Raw genomic sequence first — 19193 nt, forward strand, 5'->3', positions numbered from 1 at the left:
TCCTACACCCGTTGACAAACGTGTCACCGAGTGACACGTTCGGGGCATGGATCTCAGCAACCGGACGATGCTCGTCACCGGCGGCACGGGGGGCATCGGCAAGGAGACCGCGCGCGGCCTGGCCCGGCTCGGCGCGCGCGTGCTCATCGTCGGCCGCGACCCCGGGCGGGCCCGCTCCGCCGCCGCCGAACTCGCCGACGACACCGGGAACCCGCGGATCGAGGCGTTCACCGCCGACGTGACCTCACTCGCCGGCCTGCACGCCCTCGCCGCCCGCCCGACCGGCCCGATCGACGTCCTGGTCAACAACGTCGGCGCCATGACGGCGCGGCGCGAGACCACCGCCGACGGCGTGGAGCGGATGTTCGCCGCCCACGTCCTGGCCCCGTTCGCCCTCACGCACCTGCTGCTGGACCGCATGCCGCCCGGCGCCCGCGTCGTCAACGTCACCGGCGGCATCCCCGGCGGCCCGATCGACCCGGCCAACCTCCAGGCCGAGCGGCGCTTCCTGGGCTGGACGTTCAGCCAGTACAACCACACCAAGACGGCCCTGATGGCGATGAGCCACCGCCTCGCCGAACGCCTGCGCCCGCACGGCGTCCGCGTGAACGTCGTCTACCCCGGCCACGGCCACACCCCGATGAACCGGGCGGTGACCGTCCGCGCGTTCCCCTACGCCTACCGGCCCGTCGCGCCCCTGGTGAAGCTGCTGGCCCCGGTCCTGTTCGGCGACCTGGCCAGGCCCGCCCGGTCCAGCGTCCATCTGGCCGCCTCCCCCGAGGTGGCCGACACGACCGGGACCTACTTCGGCCAGGACCGCCGCCCGCGCTCCTGGCCGGAGAGCGTCCTGGACGAACGCGCCCGCGACGCCGTCTGGGCGCTGTGCGAGCGGCTCAGCGGTTGCCGTTCGACGGTATGACCGACCTGCGCCAGGCGTCGGTCTCGAACTCGGGCGGGACCTCGTCCTTCCACAGGTCGATGCCGCGGCTCTCCAGGGCGGCGAACCAGGCGGCGCGCTGGGACGGCGGCAGCTTCGCGCCGCACCACGGGCAGAAGCGGATCCGGCTCACCGAGCTCGACCCGTCATGGATGATCAGGCCGTACTCGTCGAACTTGGCGCTGTAGTAGACCAGCGCGTCCGGACAGGTGAACCGGTCGGGGTGATGCTCGCACTCGTGTTCCACCTGCTCGGCCATGAGCTCGCAGCAGAACCGCACCGAGTCCTCCGTCATGCCCACTCCCCTCCTCCGATCGGCTCGGCCGGGCGCCGTGGCCCGCTCACCATCGTTTCGGGAGCGTATCCCGGAGATCATCGGCACACGCCGTAAGGATCGACATTTGTCCGTACCGTCATCCGCGAACCGCCGGATCGGCCAGGATCACCCGTTCCGGTCGCGCACCCGCCCGAACAGGCCGGCGACCTCATCGGTCATCCAGTACATGACGGGCGCCCCCTCATCCCCGTACTCCCAGCACCAGCAGTAATGGCGGCCGACGGCGGCACAGTGCCGCCCCGGCCACCCCAGCACGCCGGCGATGCCGTGCCGCCCCTTCTCGATGTGCAGCATCCGCGCCAGCTCATCCCCGGTGAACCTGCGCTCCGGTTCATCGATCAGGACCGAGAACAGGGTCTTGGCCGTTCCACTGAACTTCTCCCAGACCTCTTCGGCGAGCTCCACGTCCGCGGCGGTCCACTCGGCCAGCTCCCGACCGCCTGAACCTCCGGTCTCCTCCCGGACCTCCGGCCCCGCCAGCCAACGCGCGTACATGGCATAGAACTCCGCCAGCCGTTCCTCGGGCACCTTCACGGTGACGTCCAACATTCCGAACTCCTCCTGAGCTACCCCTGTACCTCTAATGAGATGCCCAAGAGTGCCTAGAGATAGCCATAGGAGCCGTGGAGATATCTCCACGGCTTGACCTCTCGCTGCGATCCGACACAGCCCGGCCAGCCGCGTCTCCGCATGCAATCAAGAGGAAAGCGTCTCCTCACTCCCTGGACGGAGAGGTCGCGGAAGGCTCAGCCGGTGGTGGCCGTTACCGGCCAAGAGATATCTCACCCCCGGCGTCCCCGTTCCCGGTCAGGTCCCGCTGGCGTTCCCCACCCGTGTCGAAGTACCTGGTGACGTAGTCGTCGGCCGCGAGGCCGCTCCTGCGCACCAACGAGAAGACCTCCGCGCCCTCGGCGATCGACTCGTCCTCGCCGATGAAGTACGCCTGGGCGAACTCCAGGTACCGCCCGTCACACGTCGCCGCGTACTCGCGGGCCTCGACCTCCGCCTTCGCGATGGCCCCATCGAACGAGGCGGCCCGCCAGACGGTGACGTTCTCCTCGTAAAGCTGCTCGTCGTCGCGCGGCCAGCGGAAGACGCAGCGGACTCCGTACCAACCCTGTTCGTCTATTCGCGGAGACTACGACGACCGGGCCGCCGGGGCGCCCGGAAAATTGACGGGCCCCTGACACCTCCTCGCCGCCATGGTCCTCGGGTTTCGGGCAGAGCCGTTACGGATCTTGAACCGACCCGGAACCTCCCGACGAACGATGGAAGCAACCGTGATCGCTCAACGCCACACCGCCACGCTGCTCGGTGCGACTGCGGGCCCGCCCAGGCCGCGTCCCGGTGAGCGGCGGCGCGTTCTTCACCACCCCCGGCAACAAGAAGTACACCGGCAGCCGGGACCACCCGGCCGCGAAGGTCGACTCCCAGCGGGCCAAGGGCGGTGGGAAGCGCACGATCAAGACCAACGACAAGGTCACGTTCTACTGGGTGATCGTGAGCAGCCGCGACCCGGCCTGCAAGGTCGGCCGCTGATCGGGAAGGGGCCGACGATGCGGGTGCTGAACGGCCACCACGGGCTGACCGTCGAGGCGACCGACGACCTGGACGGCGGCGGCGCGTACGGCCCCGAACCCGGCGGCGAGGCCACCGAGGGAACGGTCTCCGTCCAGCCGGGCCCACCCGAGGACCGCTCAGCCACCCTCACGTTCCTGAGCGGCCCCGAAGAATCCACGCACGAGCTGCGAGACTCCGGCCGGGACGCTGGATGTCCGATCTCAACCGGCCGCGGCGCCGCGGAATCCGTACTCGCGTTCGACCCGAGCGACACGGATGTCGTACGAGAGGTAGTAACGCTCGCGGCCGGCGCGCATCGCGACCTGGTGCTCGGGGTGCAGCCGCCACCCCTTGAGGGACTCCTCGTCGGCCCAGTAGATGACGACGCGTTCCTCGTTCCCCTTGCCGGGCAGCGATTCGCGCCCCAGGTAGCCGGGCTGCTCCTCGGACAGCTTCACCATCCGGTCGTTCAACTCGTCGTAGCCGTCCAGGTCGTCGGAGAGTGTCGAGGTGATGTAGACGGCGATGTAGGGAGGTTCGAGCAGCGCCATGGGAACTCCTGTAAGGACCGTTAGCGGCCGATACTACTGAAATCCCCATCCGACGCACAGGCCGGTCATGGCCGCCCTGGTCCACGAGCACGTCCAACGAGCGACCTCGCATCGCACTCGTACGCGCGACTCAACTACGCCCAGTTCGCCGAGGCGGTAGGAGTGGACCCCAAGACCGCCGAGCGGTGGGTGAGCACGGGCAGGACGCCACATCGAACGACGGCATACAAGGCGGCCCGTGCCCTACGCGAGGACATGGCTTACCTCTGGCCATCGCTGGAGCAGGGACGGCGTAGACGGGGGCTTCACCCGGAGCTGATCGCGCTGCACGACACTCGTGCGGACGCCCCGTTCGACCTCTGGCGAACGCTCTTCACGAAGGCTCACGAGCGGATCGAGATCCTGGCCTACGCAGCCGTGTTCCTGCACGAGCAGTGGCCCGACTTCAACGACCTCTTGCAGGTGAAGGCCGCCGCCGGATGCCGAGTGCGCGTCCTCCTGGGCGACGCCGACGCTGCTGCGGTCAGCGAGCGAGGAGAAGAGGAGAAGTTACGGCCACGGCATCGAGAGCCGATGCCGGGTGGCCCTGATGCACTATGCCCAGCTGATCGGAACGCCGGGGATCGAGGTGCACCTCCACGCGACGACGCTCTACAACTCGATCTATCGCGGCGATGATCAGATGTTGGTCAACGCCCACGTCTTCGGGATGAACGCTTACGGCGCCCCGCTCTGGCATCTCAGGCAGGAGACCGAGGGCGGTGTGTTCGATGGATACGCCGAGAGCTTCGAGGCAGTGTGGGCGCTCTCCCGTCCGGCGACCAAGGAGTGATCAGATGGCCCGCACCGAGTACTACGACGATCCGGAGGCGCCCACGCCCAACTCGCTCGTCGTCGCGGCCTCCGCAGTGGTCACGAACGAGAACGGCGACGTCCTGATGCAGCGCCGCGCCGACTCGGGGCTCTGGGCACTGCCGGGCGGCGGGATGGAGATGAGCGACTCCCTACCGGGGACGGCCGTTCGCGAGGTCAAGGAGGAGACCGGGTACGACGTCGAGATCACCGGACTGATCGGGACCTACACCGACCCGCGCCATGTCATCGCCTACTCGGACGGTGAGGTTCGGAGGCAGTTCAACGTCTGCTTCCGCGCCCGGTTGGTGGGTGGCGAGCTGCGGGTCAGCGACGAGTCGCTAGAGGTGCGGTGGGTGCCCGAAGACGAGCTTGAGGCGCTGCCCATGCATCACACGCAGCGCCTCAGGATCGCTCACTACCTCGAAGGACGGGACTCCCCGTACCTTGGTTGACTTCTATTCGGCGGGGGCCACGCCGACCGGGCAGGACAGGCCCGTGCCGCCCAGGCCGCAGTAGCCTCCCGGGTTTTTATTGTCTGAGAGGTACTGCTGGTGGTAGTCCTCGGCGAAGTAGAAGTCCGTCGCCGGGGTGATCTGGGTGGTGATCTTGCCGTGGCCGGCGGCGGTCAGGACCTTCTGGTAGGCGTCGCGGGACGCCTCGGCCAGCTTTCGCTGGGCCTCGTCGTGGGTGAAGATCGCCGAACGGTACTGGGTGCCGACGTCGTTGCCCTGGCGCATGCCCTGGGTGGGGTCGTGGGCCTCCCAGAAGACGCGCAGCAGGGTCTCGTAGGAGACCTCGACCGGGTCGTAGACGACGCGGACGGTCTCGGTGTGACCGGTCAGGCCGCCGCAGACCTCCTCGTAGGTGGGGTTCGGGGTGTACCCGCCCTCGTAGCCCACCGCGGTGGAGACGACGCCGGGGGTCTGCCAGAACTTGCGCTCGGCGCCCCAGAAGCAGCCGAGCGCGAACTCCGCGACCTCGACGCCGTCGGGGTAGGGCGGCGCCAGCGGGCCGCCGAGGACCTCGTGCCGGGGCGGGACGGGCATGGGCTCGTCACGGCCGGGCAGCGCCTTGTCGGGTGAGACCATCTCGGTCTTCGCGAATCCGAACACACTTGCAGGCTATGCGCCGCGCGCCCGGTTGGCACATGCGCGGCCCCCGGCGGGCACGCCGGGGGCCGGAACCTCGTTCACCGCGCGGTCCGTCCACCGGCCCGGGCCCGCTCCTGGGCGGGCTGCACCGGGACGTCGACCTTCTCGACCTCGATGCGCTCCTTGGCGAGGGTCTCGCGGACGGTCTGCCGCTTCTCGGCCTTCTTGCGGCGCAGCACGACGCGCTCCACCGGAACGGCCACCTTGGTCACGACGAGCCGTTCGCGGTACAGGATGAGCTCCTGCTCGTCCTCGCCCATCGCGTGCTGCTCGGCCTTGCCGCCCTCGATGGGCTGGCGGACGATGTCGTAGTCGTCGGCCAGCACCGCGACCGTCTGGTCGTGCTCCTGGCGCTCGACGACACGCCGGATCTTGACGCGGGCGGCCTCCTCGACGCGCTTGTCGACGCTGAGCCGCTCCTCGTAGCGGGTCAGTTCGACCTCGTTCCCGTCGCGCTCCCCGGCCGTCGGCTTCTCCGGGGCGGGCTGCCGGACCTGCCCCCGGTTCTCGGCCCGCATGTTCTCGGCCCGCATGTTCTCCGTGCGGGCGTTCTCGGGGCGTGGTGTGCTGTCGTCGCTCGTAGCGGACGGGCGGGTCTCCTCCGTCTTCCACTGGCGCTGGCCGGCGACGGGCCTGTCCGCCTTCGGCGTCGGGGGTGTCGCCGCCGGGCGTTCCGTGGCCATGGGCCGGGCCTGCGGCGGGGGCGTGCCGTCCGCCGTCGCCTTCGCCTCGGTCATCCGGTGCTTCTCGAACGACGCGGGGGGCGGCGATCCCGGCAGCGTGCCGTGCGGGCCCCGGTGGTAGTGGCGGGCCAGGGCCTCCTCGTCGGCGGTGGTCAGGCCCTGCTCCAGATCGACGTCGGGACTGGAACGCACCATCTCCCGGTCCAGCGGCACGGAGATCTCCTCCTCGGTGGTGCGGGCCCCGGCATAGGGAACGAGGCGCTCGCGCATCCCGAACAGGCCGTAGCGGATCACCAGCCACTCGGGGGCCTCGGAGTTCTCGGCGTGCACCACGCGGGTCACGGTGCCGAGCTCCTCTCCGTCGCTGCCGACCAGGCGCCTGCCGACAAGGTGGTGCTCGCGGGTTGTCATGGCGTTTCCTCCCCCTGGAATCGCACGATTTCAGGGGGTCACTACCCGTGGCTGGTTGGACGCAAGCAGTGTCCAAGGTCATTTTTGGGGGATTTTGTCAGCGGTGGGCCAGCAGGTAGGCGCGGGTCGTCTCGGCCTCGCCGGGATAGGGCGGACGTTCGACGTAGGCGTCCAGGGTGAAGCCCGCGTCCTCCAGGGCGGTCTCCAGCTCGGCGCGCGGATAGAACTGGAAGTCCAGGTTGACCGGGCGGTCCCACCAGCGGTCCAGGTGGCGGACCTCGTCGCCCAGGTGGAAGCCCAGCAGCAGCGAGCCCGACGGCCGCAGGACGCGGTGGAACTCGGCGAACGCCGCCGGCACCTCCGCCGGGGACAGATGGATGATCGAGTAGAACGCCGCGATCCCGCCCCACGCCCGGTCGGGAACGTGCAGCGCCCGCATGTCCCCCACATGGAAGCCGATCCCCGGATGGGCGGCGGCGGCGATCTCCACCATGCGCGGCGACAGGTCCACGCCCAGCGTCGCCGTGCCCCGCTCGTGCAGGTGGCGGGCCACCTGGCCGGGGCCGCAGCCGAGGTCGGCGATGGGGCCGAGGGCTCCCACCCGGTCGGCCAGCAGGTCCAGCAGGGCGCGGTCCAGCGGTTTGCCCGCCAGCTCGTCCAGCATCCGTTCGGCGTAGACGTCGGCCACCTCGTCGTAGCTGTCGCGCGCGCTCATCCTCGTCCCCCGGTCAGCAGCATGGCCCACTTTGAGTAATTACGTCCTGGTAGCGTGATGTTCGTGGTGAACCGTCGTGGGATGGTATGCGGCTTTGCCGCCTACGTGCTCTGGGGCCTGTTCCCCCTGTACTGGCCGTTGCTGAAGCCGGCGGGGGCGGTGGAGATCCTCGCGCACCGGATCATGTGGTCGCTGCTCGCCGTGCTGGCGATCCTGGCGTTCCTGCGCAACTGGCGGTGGATCCGGGCGCTGACCCCGCGGCGGCTGGCGCTGCTGACGGTCGCGGCGGTGATCATCACCGTCAACTGGGGCACCTACATCTACGCGGTCAACTCCGGGCACACGATCGAGGGCTCGCTGGGCTACTTCATCAACCCGCTGATCAGCGTGCTGTTCGGCGTGGTGATCTTCCGGGAGCGGCTGCGCCCCTGGCAGTGGGCGGCGGTCGGGCTCGGCACGGTCGCGGTGGGCGTGCTGACCGTCGACTACGGACGGCCGCCGTGGATCGCGCTGGTGCTGGCGTTCTCGTTCGGCGTCTACGGGCTGCTGAAGAAGTTCGCGAACATGCCGTCGGCGGAGAGCCTGGCGGTCGAGACGGCCGTGCTGTTCGTGCCCGCGCTCGGTTTCGCGCTGATGCTGGAGGGCGGCGGCGAGGCGGCGTTCGGGCACTCGGGCGCCGGGCACGCGGTGCTGCTGGCCGGGGCCGGGGTGGTGACGGCGATCCCGCTGATGCTGTTCAACGCGGCGGCGGTGCGCCTCCCGCTCAGCGTGATCGGGATGCTCCAGTACCTGGCGCCGGTGCTGCAGTTCCTGATCGGGCTGCTGGTGCAGCACGAGGCGATGCCGGCCAGCCGGTGGATCGGGTTCGGGCTGGTGTGGGTCGCGCTGGCGATGCTGACGCTGGACGGGCTGCGCGCCTCCCACCGGGCCCGCCGGACGGCCCCGGAGCGCGTCCTGCCGGTCACGGAGGGAAGTTCCGCCTAGTTTCAGGCAACCTTCAGGGTTTTCCCGACATCTCTAGAGTGAAGCACTTCGAACCGTTACAGTGCCGAGCATCACACTCACCCCGCCACTCTTCACCCCGGGAGTCCCCCTTGCGCCTGTTGAGCATCACCGCGTTGGGAGCGGCCCTCGTCGCGACGGGCCTGGCCTCGACGGTGGCGAGCGAGGCGACGGCCGCCGCGGGCGGACGCGTCACGGTCACCCCGAGCGTCGCGGCGGCCGGACAGCGGGTGGAGCTGCGGGTGCCGAACTGCTCGGTCGGCCCGAAGCGGCACTGGGCGCGGTCGAAGGCGTTCACCTCGGACGTGACGCTGGGCGGCAAGGGCGACGCGGGCGCGGGCACCGCCACCCTGAAGCGGAAGCTGACCGTCGGGACCTACAAGGTCACCGCCTACTGCGGCGGCCGGACGGCGACCGGCAAGATCCGAGTGGTGGGGAAGGGAGCGTGGCCGAGCCTGCTGCCGTCCCCGCTCGGCCCGCCGGCCTCGCCCACCCCCTGACCTGCGCCCCCGACTTTCACGATCATGAACGTCCGTCCGTTCACCGGGCGGACGTTTCGCATTAATTGCGCCATCATTTTCTGGCGGTAAGGCATCTCAGGGGCCGAGACATTTGCCGACTGTGACGATTGTCACAGTTGAAGTGTGAAATACACGGTGACCTCGCGCTTGATAGCGCTTTTTCAGCGTGCCACACTGCCGCTCGTCTCCGACAACCCCTAATAGGGACAAATAGAACAGAGAGCCGACGGACTCCGCCGGCCGGATCGACACGCCCAGACCCCGCGAAAGGGCACCAGGAATGACTGTTGACGTCGGCATGGCACCTCCGCGCAAGACCGTCGCCCCCGCCGCGCGCCGCACTCCACGCGGACGGGCCGCATGAGCCTGCCCGGCCCGCGGGCCGTCGAGCGCCGGGGGCCGCTGTGACCGTCCTCACCGAGGACCTGGCGCTCGACGCCGTCGCGAACGCGCTGGTCGACGAGCTGGTCACCCTGCCCTGGGGCCAGGAGACGCCGTCGGTGTACGAGACCGGACGGCTGACGTCGCTGGCCCCGTGGCTGACCGGGCACGCCGAACGGCTGCGGTTCCTGCTGGAGACCCAGGGCCCCGACGGGCTCTGGCCCGCGCCCGCGCCCGGCTACGCGCTGGCCCCGTCGCTGAGCGCGGTCGAGGCGGTCCTGAACGTCCTGCGCGCCGGCGCCACCGGTGGCGTGGCCCGCACCGCCCTGACCGGGTGCGCCGCGCGCGGCCTGCGGGCGCTCGCCGACCTGATGCCCCGCCTGGCGCGCATCCCCGACATGCCCGCGATCGAGCACATCACCCCGATGCTGGTCGCCCGGATCAACGAGCATCTGGCCGCGCTCCCCGAGCCGGCCGCCGCGCCGCTGGCCCCGCCGCCGGGGATGACCGGCGCGATGCTGCCCGTCGTGGCCGACCTGCTGGGACACGGCGCGGAACCGCCCGCCAAGCTGCTGCACGCCCTGGAGATCGGCGGTCCGGCGGCGCGCGGCGCGCTCGCGGTGCGCCCGGTGCCGTGCGGGCCGGGCCCCGGCGCGGCCGCCGCGAGCGTCGGGGCGTCCCCGGCGGCGACCGCCGCCTGGCTCGACCCCGCCGCGCCCGATCCCGCCGCGCTGCGCTATCTGGAGGAGTGCGTCCGCCCGTACGGCGGCCCGGTGCCCGTCGCCGCCCCGATCACCCACTTCGAACGCGGCTGGGTATTGGGCTGGCTGGTCCGCGCCGGGTTCCCGGTGGAGGTGCCCGCCGCGCTGGTCGCCGAGATGCGGGCGGCGCTCGGCCCGGCGGGCGCCCCCGGCGGTCCGGGGCTGCCCCACGACGCCGACTCCTCCTCGGGGCTGCTGTACACGCTGTCGCTGCTCGGCTCCCCGCACCCGCCCGACCTGCTGTGGAACTACGAGACCGACACGCACTTCTTCACCTGGCGCGGCGAGAACGGCCGGTCGGTCACGACCAACGCGCACGTGCTGGAGGCGTTCGGCCACTACCTGCGCAGCACCGGCGGCGGGGAACCGGCCGCCCACTACGCGGCGACGGTCGCGAAGGTCACCTCCTGGCTGTGCTCGGCGCAGGAGGACGACGGCCGCTGGCAGGACCGCTGGCACGTCTCGCCGTACTACGCGACGTTCTGCGTCGCGCTCGCGCTCGACGGGTTCGGCGGCGCGGCGGCGGCCCCGGCGGTCGAACGCGCCGTCCGCTGGATTCTGGACACCCGTAACGCCGACGGGTCCTGGGGCGTCCGGGGCGGGTCGGCCGAGGAGACCGCCTACGCCGTGCAGACGCTGTCGCTCGCGCGCGGCGTCCCCGCCGGGGCCCGGCGGGCGGTGCGGAAGGCGGTCGCGTCCGGCACGGCGTTCCTGCGCGCGGTCCCGCTCACCAGCGACATCGACGCCGACCGGCCGCCGCTGTGGCACGACAAGGACCTCTACCGGCCTCTCGCGATCGTGCGGGCCGCCGTTCTGGGGGCGCTGCGGCTGGGAGGAAGAATCATCTGAACGCGAGGCGGAAGGGAAGCGACGTTTTCACAAACGCGCATTACCGGGACACGTGGCGTAACCATTCGCCTTGAGACGGAATGATCCCGTTGGTAAGGTTCATCGGTGCGCGAATGCGGTGAATCGCCGCCGCGCCCCCACCCCGCCGCCACGTGTCTCGCAACCGGTTCCACCCGCCGCGCGCCGACACCATGACAATTCGTTGGGGCGAAAAGCGATGTGTTTCCGCGACTTCCGACCGCGGGCGAAGGGCACGGTGCCGCCGGTGTCGGCGAGCGTCCCGTGGACGTCCGCGGCCCGGGTGACCCCGCGCGGGGGAGCGGTCCCGTCGCGGCGCGCGCACCGCCCCGGCCCCGTCCGGCCCACCACCCCCGGCGGGCCGTCCCGCCGGGTCGCGCGGCACGGGACCGGGTCGTGCGGAACCGGGCCACACCGGGTCGAGCACCCCGACGCCGAGGAGACGCGGTCACCCGTGCCCCAGGACTCCACCCCCTCCGGGCTGCCCGTCCGGGTGCCGCAGGCCGGCCTGGCGCCGGCGCTGCGCACCGACGAGCCGCTCACCGCCGCGCGGCCCGAGCCCGAGGCCGAACCGCCCCGCTCCCCCGCCGAGGTGCGGCGGATCATGGGCTCCTACCAACGCGGCACCCGTCTCGGCCGGTCCGCCGCCCGCCGCGCGGCGGACTCCGGCCCGTTCCAGGGCACCACCACTCCGGAAGGCGAGGACGATCAGTGATGCAGAAGACGGGCGCGTCGGCGGACCTGAGCTGGCTGCTGGACGACCTGGTCGCCCGGGTCCCGCACGCCGACAACGCCGTCGTCCTGTCGGCCGACGGCCTGCTGATGGCCGCGTCGGCCGGCATGAGCGCCGACGACGGCGAACACCTGGCGGCGGTCGCCGCGGGCATCCAGAGCCTGGCCAAGGGCGCCGGGACGCGGTTCGGCGGCGGCCCGGTCCGGCAGACCATCGTCGAGATGCGGTCGGCGTTCCTGCTGGTCACCGTGGCCGGCAAGGGCGCGTGCCTGGCGGTGCTGGCCGACGCGGAGGCCGATGTGGGCCTGATCGCCTACGAGATGGCGGTGCTGGTCAACAGCATGGGCGAGCACCTGTCCACCCCGACGCGCGCCGAGATCGCGGACACGGAGCGGCCCGTCTCATGATGCCGCCGGAGGATCCGACACCCTACCCCCCGCCGGACCGCGAGCGGTGGCCCGAGACCCCGCCGGAGTGGCGGGAGCGCCCGGCCCCCGACCTCCCCGCGTTCGAGCAGCGCGCGTACGAGCCGAACGCGTTCGAGCCCCCCGAGCCGGAGGGGCCGCCGGACGAGCCGGCCGGCCCGATGCTCCGCCCGTACGTGATGACCGGCGGCCGCATCGAGCCGACCCGCGGCGAGTTCGACCTGATCACGCTGGTGCTCGCGACCGGCCCGGAGCCGGAGAGCTCCGTCGGCCTCGGCCCCGAGCACCTGGCGATCTGGCGGCTGTGCCAGCAGGTCCTGTCGGTCGCCGAGATCACCGGCCATCTCGACCTGCCGGTCGCCACGGTCCGGGTGCTGCTGGGCGACCTGCTCGACCACGGGCTCATCGCCCTCCAGGAACCCGAACCCGAGGCGGACATGCACGACCTCCAGCTCTACAAGGCGGTGATCGATGGGCTTCGGGCGCTCTAGGCCGGCCGACGGGCCGCGCATCCCCACCGCGGTCAAGATCGTGATCGCGGGCGGTTTCGGCGTCGGCAAGACCACCATGGTCGGCACGGTGTCGGAGACGCGGCCGCTGCGCACCGAGGAGATCCTCACCGACGCGAGCGTCGGCGTGGACGACGTCTCCGGGGTCGAGGCCAAGTCGACCACCACGGTCGCGATGGACTTCGGCCGCATCACCATCCGCGACGAGTACATCCTGTACCTGTTCGGCACCCCCGGGCAGGAGCGGTTCTGGTTCATGTGGGACGAGGTCGCGCTCGGCGCGCTGGGCGCGGTCGTGCTGGCCGACACCCGCCGCCTGGCCGACTGCTTCCCGTCGGTCGACTACTTCGAGCGGCGCGGCACGCCGTTCGTCGTGGCGGTCAACTGCTTCGAGGGCGCGCGGCGGTACGACCTGGCGGAGATCCAGGCGGCGCTGAACCTGGGACCGAACGTCCCGGTGATGCTCTGCGACGCCCGCAGCCTGGAGTCCTGCAAGGAGATCCTCATCACCATGGTGCTGCACGCCATGAAGACGCGGGGCCTGGCGCCCGAGCCCCAGGAGGCCTGACCGCCCCGGACACGACGACGGCCCCCGCCCGTACGGGGCGGGGGCCGGTCACGGTCAGGGGATCAGCCGGTGCGCGACACCACGTAGTCGCACAGGCCGACCAGCGCCGCCCGTGCCGGGATGTCCGGCAGGGTCAGCAGCTCGGCGCGGGCGTCCTCCGCCCAGCCCCGCAGGTCCGCGCGGGCGCGGTCCATCGCCGGGTGGGCCCGCAGCAGCCGCAGGGCCTCGGCGTGCAGGGCGTCGTCGGTCAGGTCCGCGACCAGCAGCTCGCGCAGCCGGGCGTCGTCGGGTCCGGAGCCGACGCCCGCCAGCACGTGGTGCATCGGCAGGGTGCGGATGCCCTCGCGCAGGTCGGTGCCCGGGGTCTTGCCGGACTGCTCGGCCTCCGAGGCGATGTCCAGGATGTCGTCCGACAGCTGGAACGCGACGCCGATCTTCTCGCAGGCGGAGGTGACCGTGTCCACGATCCGCTGGTCCGCCCCCGACAGCAGGGCGCCGAACTGGCCCGACACCGCGATCAGCGAGCCGGTCTTGTCGGCCATCACCTGGAGGTAGTGCTTGAGCGGGTCGGCGTCCCCGGCGGGGCCGACCGTCTCCTGGATCTGGCCGCGCACCAGGCGGGCGAACGCGCGGGCCTGGATGCGCACCGCCTCCGGGCCGAGGTCGGCCAGCAGGTCGGAGGCGCGGGCGAACAGGTAGTCGCCGGTGAGGATCGCGACGGTGTTGGTCCACCGCGAGTTGGCGGACGGCTGGCCCCGGCGGACCGGGGCCTCGTCCATCACGTCGTCGTGGTACAGCGTCGCCAGGTGGGTCAGCTCGACGACGACGGCGGCCGGGACCACGCCCGGCGCGGCCGGGTCGCCGAACTGGGCGGCCAGCAGCACCAGCATCGGCCGGAACCGCTTGCCGCCCGCCTCGACCAGGTGCTTGGAGGCCTGGGTGAGCAGCGGGTCCTCGCTCTGGACCGCCTCCAGGAGCACCCGCTCCACCGAGTCCAGTCCCACGCGGACGTCCGCCGCCAGGGACGCGTCGATCGGCAATCCGAACGGCCCCGTCGCCTGCTCCGCGGAAGCGCTACTCACCCAAACCCCCTACCGGGCCTACCGGACGAACATCTGTGACGTGGCGGTCCCCGCCAGGTCCAGGACAGGCTGGGGGAGCACGCCGAGTACCACAGTAGCCGTCAGCCCGAGCGCCACCGCAGCCGCGGTCGCCGGGGCGGCGACCACAGTCGGCCCGTCGGCCTCCGGCTCGCTGAAGAACATGACGACGATCACACGGACGTAGAAGAACGCCGCGATCGCCGACGACAGCACGCCCACCACGACCAGCGGGGTCGCGTCGCCCTCGATCGCCGCCTTGAACACCGCGAACTTGCCGGTGAAGCCGCTCGTCAGCGGGATGCCCGCGAAGGCCAGCAGGAAGAACGCGAAGACGCTCGCCACCACGGGGCTGCGCTTGCCCAGCCCCGCCCACCGCGACAGGTGCGCGGCCTCGCCGCCCGAGTCCCGGACCATGGTCACCACGGCGAACGCGCCGATCGTGGTGAACCCGTAGGCCACCAGGTAGAACAGCGTGCTCGACAGTCCCTCGCGGGAGGTGGCGACCAGACCGGTCAGCAGGAAGCCCGCGTGCGCGATCGACGAGTACGCCAGCAGCCGCTTGATGTCGGTCTGCGTGATCGCGATCACGGCGCCGATCACCATTGTGAGAATGGCCACACCCCACATCGCGGGCCGCCAGTCCCACTCCATCTTCTCCAGGCCGACGTAGTAGACGCGCAGCAGCGCGCCGAACGCCGACACCAGCGTGCAGGACGCCATCAGCGCGGTGACCGGCGTCGGGGCGCCCTGGTACACGTCGGGCTTCCACATGTGGAACGGCACCGCGCCGATCTTGAACAGCAGGCCGACGCTCAGCAGCGCCACGCCCGCCAGCAGCAGCGTCTCGCTGCCGGCGTCCCGGGTGATCTGCGCGGCGATCACCGACAGCCGCACCGAGCCGGCGTAGCCGTACAGCAGCGCCGCGCCGTACAGGAAGAACGCCGAGGAGAACGCGCCCAGCAGGAAGTACTTGACCGCCGCCTCCTGCGACAGCAGGCGGCGCCGCCGCGCCAGCCCGCACAGCAGGTACAGCGGCAGCGACAGCACCTCCAGCGCGACGAACATGGTGAGCAGGTCGTTGGACGCCGGGAACATCAGCATCCCGCCGACCGCGAACATCATCAGCGGGTACACCTCGGTCTGGGTGATGCCCGCCGCCATGGTCTCCTGCTCGGCGTCGCTGCCGGGCAGCGCCGACGCCTGCGCGGTGAAGTGGCTCTGCCGCCGCTCCACGATCAGCAGCAGGCTGACCAGCGCCAGCACCAGGATGGTGCCCTGCAGGAACAGGGTGGGGCCGTCCACGCCGAGCGCGCCCTCGGCGGCGACGTGGAACGGCGTCCCCCGCCAGGCCAGGGCGATCGTCCAGACGAACCCGCCGAGCAGACCGAGCACGGCCAGCGGGATCTGGACCGTGTTGCGCCAGGTGCGGCCGACGAACGCCTCGACCAGCACCCCGGCGACGGCGACGCCGAACACCAGCAGCATCGGGCCGAGCTGCCCGTACTCGATGTGCGGGGCGGGGATCTCCGCCGCCAGCACTCCTTGATTCAGCGGACTCACGGACGGGCTCCGTTCTCAGCGACGTTGCCGATCTTCGGCTGCGGGTCGCGCTGGTCCACGCGTTCCAGCGTCACCTTCACCGACGGGTTGATCACGTTGAGCACCGGCTGCGGGGCGAAGCCCAGCACGACGATCAACGCGATGACGGGGCCGACCGCCCACTTCTCCCGGGCCGACAGGTCGGGCAGGCCCTGGACCTTCTCCGCGGCCGGGCCGCCCATGGTGCGCTGGTACGTCCACAGGATGTAGATCGCGGCCAGCACGACGCCGGAGGTGGCGATCAGCGCCGGGACGGGGTGGCGGGTGAACGTCCCGGTCAGCACCATGAACTCGGACACGAACGGCGCCAGGCCCGGCAGCGACAGTCCGGCCAGGCCGGAGACCAGGAACGTCCCGGCCAGCACCGGCGTGACCTTCTGCATGCCGCCGAAGTCCGGGATCCGCGCCGACCTCCGCCGCGCGATCATGAACCCGACGACCAGGAACAGCGCGCCGGTCGCGAAGCCGTGGTTCACCATGTACAGCGCCGCGCCGGACTGCCCGGCGGTGGTCATCGCGAAGATGCCCAGCACGATGAACCCGAAGTGCGACACCGAGGTGTAGGCGACCAGCCGCTTGAGGTCGACCTGCCCGATCGCCAGGATCGCGCCGTAGACGATGCTCAGCACCGCGAACGCGATGACGACCGGCGCGGCCCACTTCGCGGCCCCCGGGAACAGCTCCAGGCAGAACCGCAGCATGCCGTAGGTGCCGACCTTGTCCAGCACGCCGACGATCAGCACCAGGGCGGGCGCCGGGGACTGCTGGGCCGCGTCGGGCAGCCAGGTGTGCACCGGCACCATCGGCGCCTTGATCGCGAACGCGACGAAGAAGCCGAGGAACAGCCACTTGGCGGTGGTCGGGTCGATGTTCATCCTGGCCAGCTCGGTGAACAGGAACGTGCCCTGCCCGAGCCCGCCCTGCGCGACCGGCTTGGCCGACAGCGGGAACAGCCAGATGACGGCGACCAGCATCAGCAGGCCGCCGAACAGCGAGTACAGCAGGAACTTCACGGCCGCGTAGGACCGCCGCGGCCCGCCGTAGTACCCGATGATGAAGTACACCGGGATCAGCATCGCCTCGAAGAAGACGTAGAAGAGGAAGACGTCGGTCGCCGCGAAGACGCCGATCATCATCGCCTCCAGCGTCAGCAGCAGCGCGAAGTAGGTCTTCACGCCGCTCCTGGCCGGAGCGTCCACGCCTCCCGAGCGGCCCGCCCCGTCCCAGGAGGCGAGGATGACCAGCGGGACGAGGATCACCGACAGCGCGACCATCGTCAGCGCGACGCCGTCCACGCCGACCGCCCAGTGGACCCCGAACTGCTTGATCCACCAGTACTGCTCGGTGAACTGGAACCGCTCGCCGTCGGGGTCGAACGCGGCCGCCATCGTCAGGGCCAGCGCCCCGACCACGAGCGACACGCCCAGCGCCGTCTGCTTGGCGAGCGCCTCGCGCCCGCGCGGCAGCAGCGCCACGCCCACCGCGCCGAGCAACGGCAGCGCGATAAGCAGGCTCAGCCAGGGAAAGTCCTGCATCAGACGTTCACCACCAGCAGCGCCGCCACGATGACCGCGGCATCACGAGAACACGGCATGGACAGGGCTCTCATACGTTCACCACCAGCAAGGCCGCCACGACGAGCGCCGCGCCGAAGAACATGGACAGGGCATAGGACCGGACGAAGCCGGTCTGGACGCGGCGGATCCGGCCCGACGTCCCGCCGACCCCGGCCGCGAGCCCGTTGACCAGGCCGTCGACGCCGCGGCCCTCGAACCACACCGCCAGGCGGGTCAGCCACTGGCCGGGCCGCATCAGCAGGGACTCGTTGAGCGCGTCGCCGTACAGGTCCCTGCGGGCCGCGACGGTGACGAACGAGCCCTTGGGGGCCTCGCGCGGAACGGCCCGCGCGCCGTACTGGCGCCAGGCCAGCCCGACGCCGACCAGCATCAGCACGAACGTGGCGATGCCCGCCGGGGTGACCGGGTTGAAGCCGTGGTGCTCCTTGGGCTCGCCCACGACCGGGGCGAGGAAGTCGGAGAACCCGCCCAGGATGAGGAACCCGCCGCCGAAGACCGAGCCGACCGCCAGGATCATCAGCGGAACGGTCATCACCTTCGGCGACTCGTGCGGGTGGACGCCCTCCTCCCAGCGCTTGGTGCCGTAGAAGGTCATGAACATGACCCGCGACATGTAGAACGCCGTGATCCCCGCGCCGACCAGCGCGCAGGACCCCAGGATGATCCCGGAGGTGCCCTCCTTGCTGAACGCCGCCTCGATGATGCCGTCCTTGGTGAACCAGCCCGACAGCCCCGGGAACCCGATGATCGCCAGGTAGCCCAGCCCGAACGTCGCCCAGGTGATCTTCATCAGGCCGCGCAGCGCGCCGTAGTGCCGCATGTTCACGTCGTCGTTCATGCCGTGCATGACCGACCCGGCGCCGAGGAACAGGCCCGCCTTGAAGAAGCCGTGCGCGATCAGGTGCGCGATGGCGAACGCGTACCCGACCGGGCCGAGCCCCGCCGCCAGCGTCATGTAGCCGATCTGCGACATCGTCGAACCGGCCAGGGCCTTCTTGATGTCGTCCTTGCCGCAACCGATGATCGCACCGGCCAGCAGCGTCGCCGCGCCGACGATCGTCACGACCAGCTGCGCGGTCGGGGACATCTCGAAGATCGGACCGGAGCGGACGATCAGGTAGACGCCCGCGGTCACCATCGTCGCGGCGTGGATCAGCGCCGACACCGGGGTCGGGCCCTCCATCGCGTCCAGCAGCCAGGACTGGAGCGGGAGCTGCGCCGACTTGCCGCACGCGCCGACCAGCAGCAGCAGGCCGATCGCGGTCGCCGTGCCGGAGCTCAGCTGGGACGCCCCGCCGACGTGCTCGGCGCCGGTGCCGAGGATCTGCTCGAACCCGACCGACCCGAACGTCGCGAACATCAGCATGATCGCCGCGAGGAACCCGAAGTCGCCGACCCGGTTGACCACGAACGCCTTCTTGGCCGCCGTCGCCGCCGTCGGCTTGTGCTGCCAGAACCCGATCAGCAGGTAGGAGGCGAGACCCACGCCCTCCCAGCCGATGAACGTGACGACGTAGTTGCCGCCCAGCACCAGCAGCAGCATCGCCGCCACGAACAGGTTCAGGTACGCGAAGAACCGCCGCCGGTCCGGGTCGTGCGCCATGTACCCGACCGAGTAGATGTGGATCAGCGATCCGACACCCGTGATCAGCAGCACGAAGCTGATCGACAGCGGGTCGACCAGCAGGTCCACGTCGACCTTCAGCGAGCCCGCCTGGAACAGCTCCCAGAGCTGGACGGTGCGCCGCCGTTCCTCGCCCGGCGTGTAGCCGAGCATCTGCGCGAACATCGCCACGCCGACCCCGAAGGAGGCCAGCGACATCGCGCACCCGAGCAGATGGCCCCACCTGTCGGTGCGGCGTCCGCCGAGCAGCAGGACCGCCGCCCCCGCCAGGGGCAGGGCGATCAGAAGCCAGGCCAGGGCCTGGATACCTTCAGCCTTCACCC

General features: G+C 71.0%; 21 protein-coding genes. 11 read left to right on the top strand and 10 right to left on the bottom strand.

Features of this window, described 5'->3' with window-relative positions:
• Positions 1-46 precede the first annotated feature (46 nt).
• A complete protein-coding gene (locus HNR61_RS27790; RefSeq protein ID WP_182846150.1) occupies positions 47-919 on the top strand; it encodes an SDR family NAD(P)-dependent oxidoreductase in 873 nt (290 codons plus the stop codon).
• Here the strand turns inward: HNR61_RS27790 and HNR61_RS27795 are convergent.
• Entirely contained in the window at positions 894-1232 is a 339-nt protein-coding gene (locus HNR61_RS27795; protein WP_067830539.1) for a DUF6980 family protein, read from the bottom strand. The two genes, HNR61_RS27790 and HNR61_RS27795, sit on opposite strands and share 26 nt — an antisense overlap.
• A gap of 147 nt (positions 1233-1379) precedes the next feature.
• Complete coding sequence (locus tag HNR61_RS27800) at positions 1380-1823, bottom strand: DUF6416 domain-containing protein (protein WP_182846151.1); 444 nt, start codon at positions 1821-1823, stop codon at positions 1380-1382.
• A gap of 765 nt (positions 1824-2588) precedes the next feature.
• Here HNR61_RS27800 and HNR61_RS27805 point away from each other — a divergent pair.
• Positions 2589-2813 carry a hypothetical protein gene (locus HNR61_RS27805; protein WP_182846152.1) on the top strand — a complete coding sequence of 75 codons (225 nt, stop codon included), beginning with the start codon at positions 2589-2591 and terminating at the stop codon, positions 2811-2813.
• A 242-nt stretch (positions 2814-3055) separates the two neighbouring features.
• On the opposite strand, the gene HNR61_RS27810 is transcribed toward HNR61_RS27805, so the two are convergent.
• Positions 3056-3385, bottom strand: coding sequence for an antibiotic biosynthesis monooxygenase family protein (locus tag HNR61_RS27810; protein ID WP_182846153.1), 330 nt, complete (start codon positions 3383-3385; stop codon positions 3056-3058).
• A 589-nt stretch (positions 3386-3974) separates the two neighbouring features.
• Between HNR61_RS27810 and HNR61_RS48295 the strand changes: the two genes are divergently transcribed.
• Both HNR61_RS48295 and HNR61_RS27820 read left to right on the top strand, forming a co-directional pair.
• The gene (locus tag HNR61_RS48295; RefSeq protein ID WP_246443866.1) at positions 3975-4217 is read left to right on the top strand and encodes a hypothetical protein; all 243 of its coding nucleotides are present in this window, start codon (positions 3975-3977) and stop codon (positions 4215-4217) included.
• A 4-nt stretch (positions 4218-4221) separates the two neighbouring features.
• Positions 4222-4692: an NUDIX hydrolase gene (locus tag HNR61_RS27820; protein ID WP_182846154.1), complete on the top strand. Its 471-nt coding sequence runs from the start codon at positions 4222-4224 to the stop codon at positions 4690-4692.
• Positions 4693-4695: 3 nt separating this feature from the next.
• On the opposite strand, the gene msrA is transcribed toward HNR61_RS27820, so the two are convergent.
• The 3 genes from msrA to HNR61_RS27835 all read right to left on the bottom strand — a co-directional run bounded on the left by msrA (position 4696) and on the right by HNR61_RS27835 (position 7200).
• Positions 4696-5352 carry a peptide-methionine (S)-S-oxide reductase MsrA gene (gene msrA / locus HNR61_RS27825; RefSeq protein ID WP_182846155.1) on the bottom strand — a complete coding sequence of 219 codons (657 nt, stop codon included), beginning with the start codon at positions 5350-5352 and terminating at the stop codon, positions 4696-4698.
• A gap of 77 nt (positions 5353-5429) precedes the next feature.
• Positions 5430-6485, bottom strand: a complete 1056-nt coding sequence (locus HNR61_RS27830) for a DUF2382 domain-containing protein (RefSeq protein ID WP_182846156.1) — start codon at positions 6483-6485, stop codon at positions 5430-5432.
• 97 nt (positions 6486-6582) lie between these two features.
• Complete coding sequence (locus HNR61_RS27835) at positions 6583-7200, bottom strand: class I SAM-dependent DNA methyltransferase (protein WP_182846157.1); 618 nt, start codon at positions 7198-7200, stop codon at positions 6583-6585.
• 81 nt (positions 7201-7281) lie between these two features.
• Between HNR61_RS27835 and rarD the strand changes: the two genes are divergently transcribed.
• The 7 genes from rarD (at position 7282) to HNR61_RS27870 (ending at position 12967) form a co-directional block, all read left to right on the top strand.
• Positions 7282-8184 (top strand): EamA family transporter RarD, encoded by a 903-nt coding sequence (rarD, locus tag HNR61_RS27840; protein WP_182846453.1) that lies wholly within the window; start codon positions 7282-7284, stop codon positions 8182-8184.
• 110 nt (positions 8185-8294) lie between these two features.
• Positions 8295-8702: a hypothetical protein gene (locus HNR61_RS27845; RefSeq protein WP_182846158.1), complete on the top strand. Its 408-nt coding sequence runs from the start codon at positions 8295-8297 to the stop codon at positions 8700-8702.
• Positions 8703-9127: 425 nt separating this feature from the next.
• Positions 9128-10714: a prenyltransferase/squalene oxidase repeat-containing protein gene (locus tag HNR61_RS27850; protein WP_182846159.1), complete on the top strand. Its 1587-nt coding sequence runs from the start codon at positions 9128-9130 to the stop codon at positions 10712-10714.
• A gap of 265 nt (positions 10715-10979) precedes the next feature.
• Positions 10980-11447: a hypothetical protein gene (locus HNR61_RS27855; RefSeq protein ID WP_182846160.1), complete on the top strand. Its 468-nt coding sequence runs from the start codon at positions 10980-10982 to the stop codon at positions 11445-11447.
• Complete coding sequence (locus HNR61_RS27860; RefSeq protein WP_182846161.1) at positions 11447-11872, top strand: roadblock/LC7 domain-containing protein; 426 nt, start codon at positions 11447-11449, stop codon at positions 11870-11872. Before HNR61_RS27855 ends, HNR61_RS27860 begins: the two co-directional genes overlap by 1 nt.
• Positions 11869-12381 carry a DUF742 domain-containing protein gene (locus tag HNR61_RS27865; RefSeq protein WP_182846162.1) on the top strand — a complete coding sequence of 171 codons (513 nt, stop codon included), beginning with the start codon at positions 11869-11871 and terminating at the stop codon, positions 12379-12381. The genes HNR61_RS27860 and HNR61_RS27865 overlap by 4 nt, the downstream gene beginning before the upstream one ends.
• Complete coding sequence (locus HNR61_RS27870; protein ID WP_182846163.1) at positions 12362-12967, top strand: GTP-binding protein; 606 nt, start codon at positions 12362-12364, stop codon at positions 12965-12967. The genes HNR61_RS27865 and HNR61_RS27870 overlap by 20 nt, the downstream gene beginning before the upstream one ends.
• A 62-nt stretch (positions 12968-13029) precedes the next feature.
• Here the strand turns inward: HNR61_RS27870 and HNR61_RS27875 are convergent, their stop codons facing one another.
• The 4 genes from HNR61_RS27875 to nuoL all read right to left on the bottom strand — a co-directional run bounded on the left by HNR61_RS27875 (position 13030) and on the right by nuoL (position 19191).
• The gene (locus HNR61_RS27875) at positions 13030-14049 is read right to left on the bottom strand and encodes a polyprenyl synthetase family protein (RefSeq protein WP_312898129.1); all 1020 of its coding nucleotides are present in this window, start codon (positions 14047-14049) and stop codon (positions 13030-13032) included.
• A gap of 18 nt (positions 14050-14067) precedes the next feature.
• Positions 14068-15630 (bottom strand): NADH-quinone oxidoreductase subunit NuoN, encoded by a 1563-nt coding sequence (gene nuoN, locus HNR61_RS27880; protein WP_376770279.1) that lies wholly within the window; start codon positions 15628-15630, stop codon positions 14068-14070.
• A complete protein-coding gene (locus HNR61_RS27885; RefSeq protein ID WP_182846164.1) occupies positions 15627-17204 on the bottom strand; it encodes an NADH-quinone oxidoreductase subunit M in 1578 nt (525 codons plus the stop codon). Before HNR61_RS27885 ends, nuoN begins: the two co-directional genes overlap by 4 nt.
• A gap of 70 nt (positions 17205-17274) precedes the next feature.
• Entirely contained in the window at positions 17275-19191 is a 1917-nt protein-coding gene (nuoL, locus tag HNR61_RS27890; RefSeq protein WP_182846165.1) for an NADH-quinone oxidoreductase subunit L, read from the bottom strand.
• Positions 19192-19193 lie beyond the last annotated feature (2 nt).

The organism is Actinomadura kijaniata (assembly GCF_014138665.1).
Lineage (GTDB): Bacteria > Actinomycetota > Actinomycetes > Streptosporangiales > Streptosporangiaceae > Spirillospora > Spirillospora kijaniata.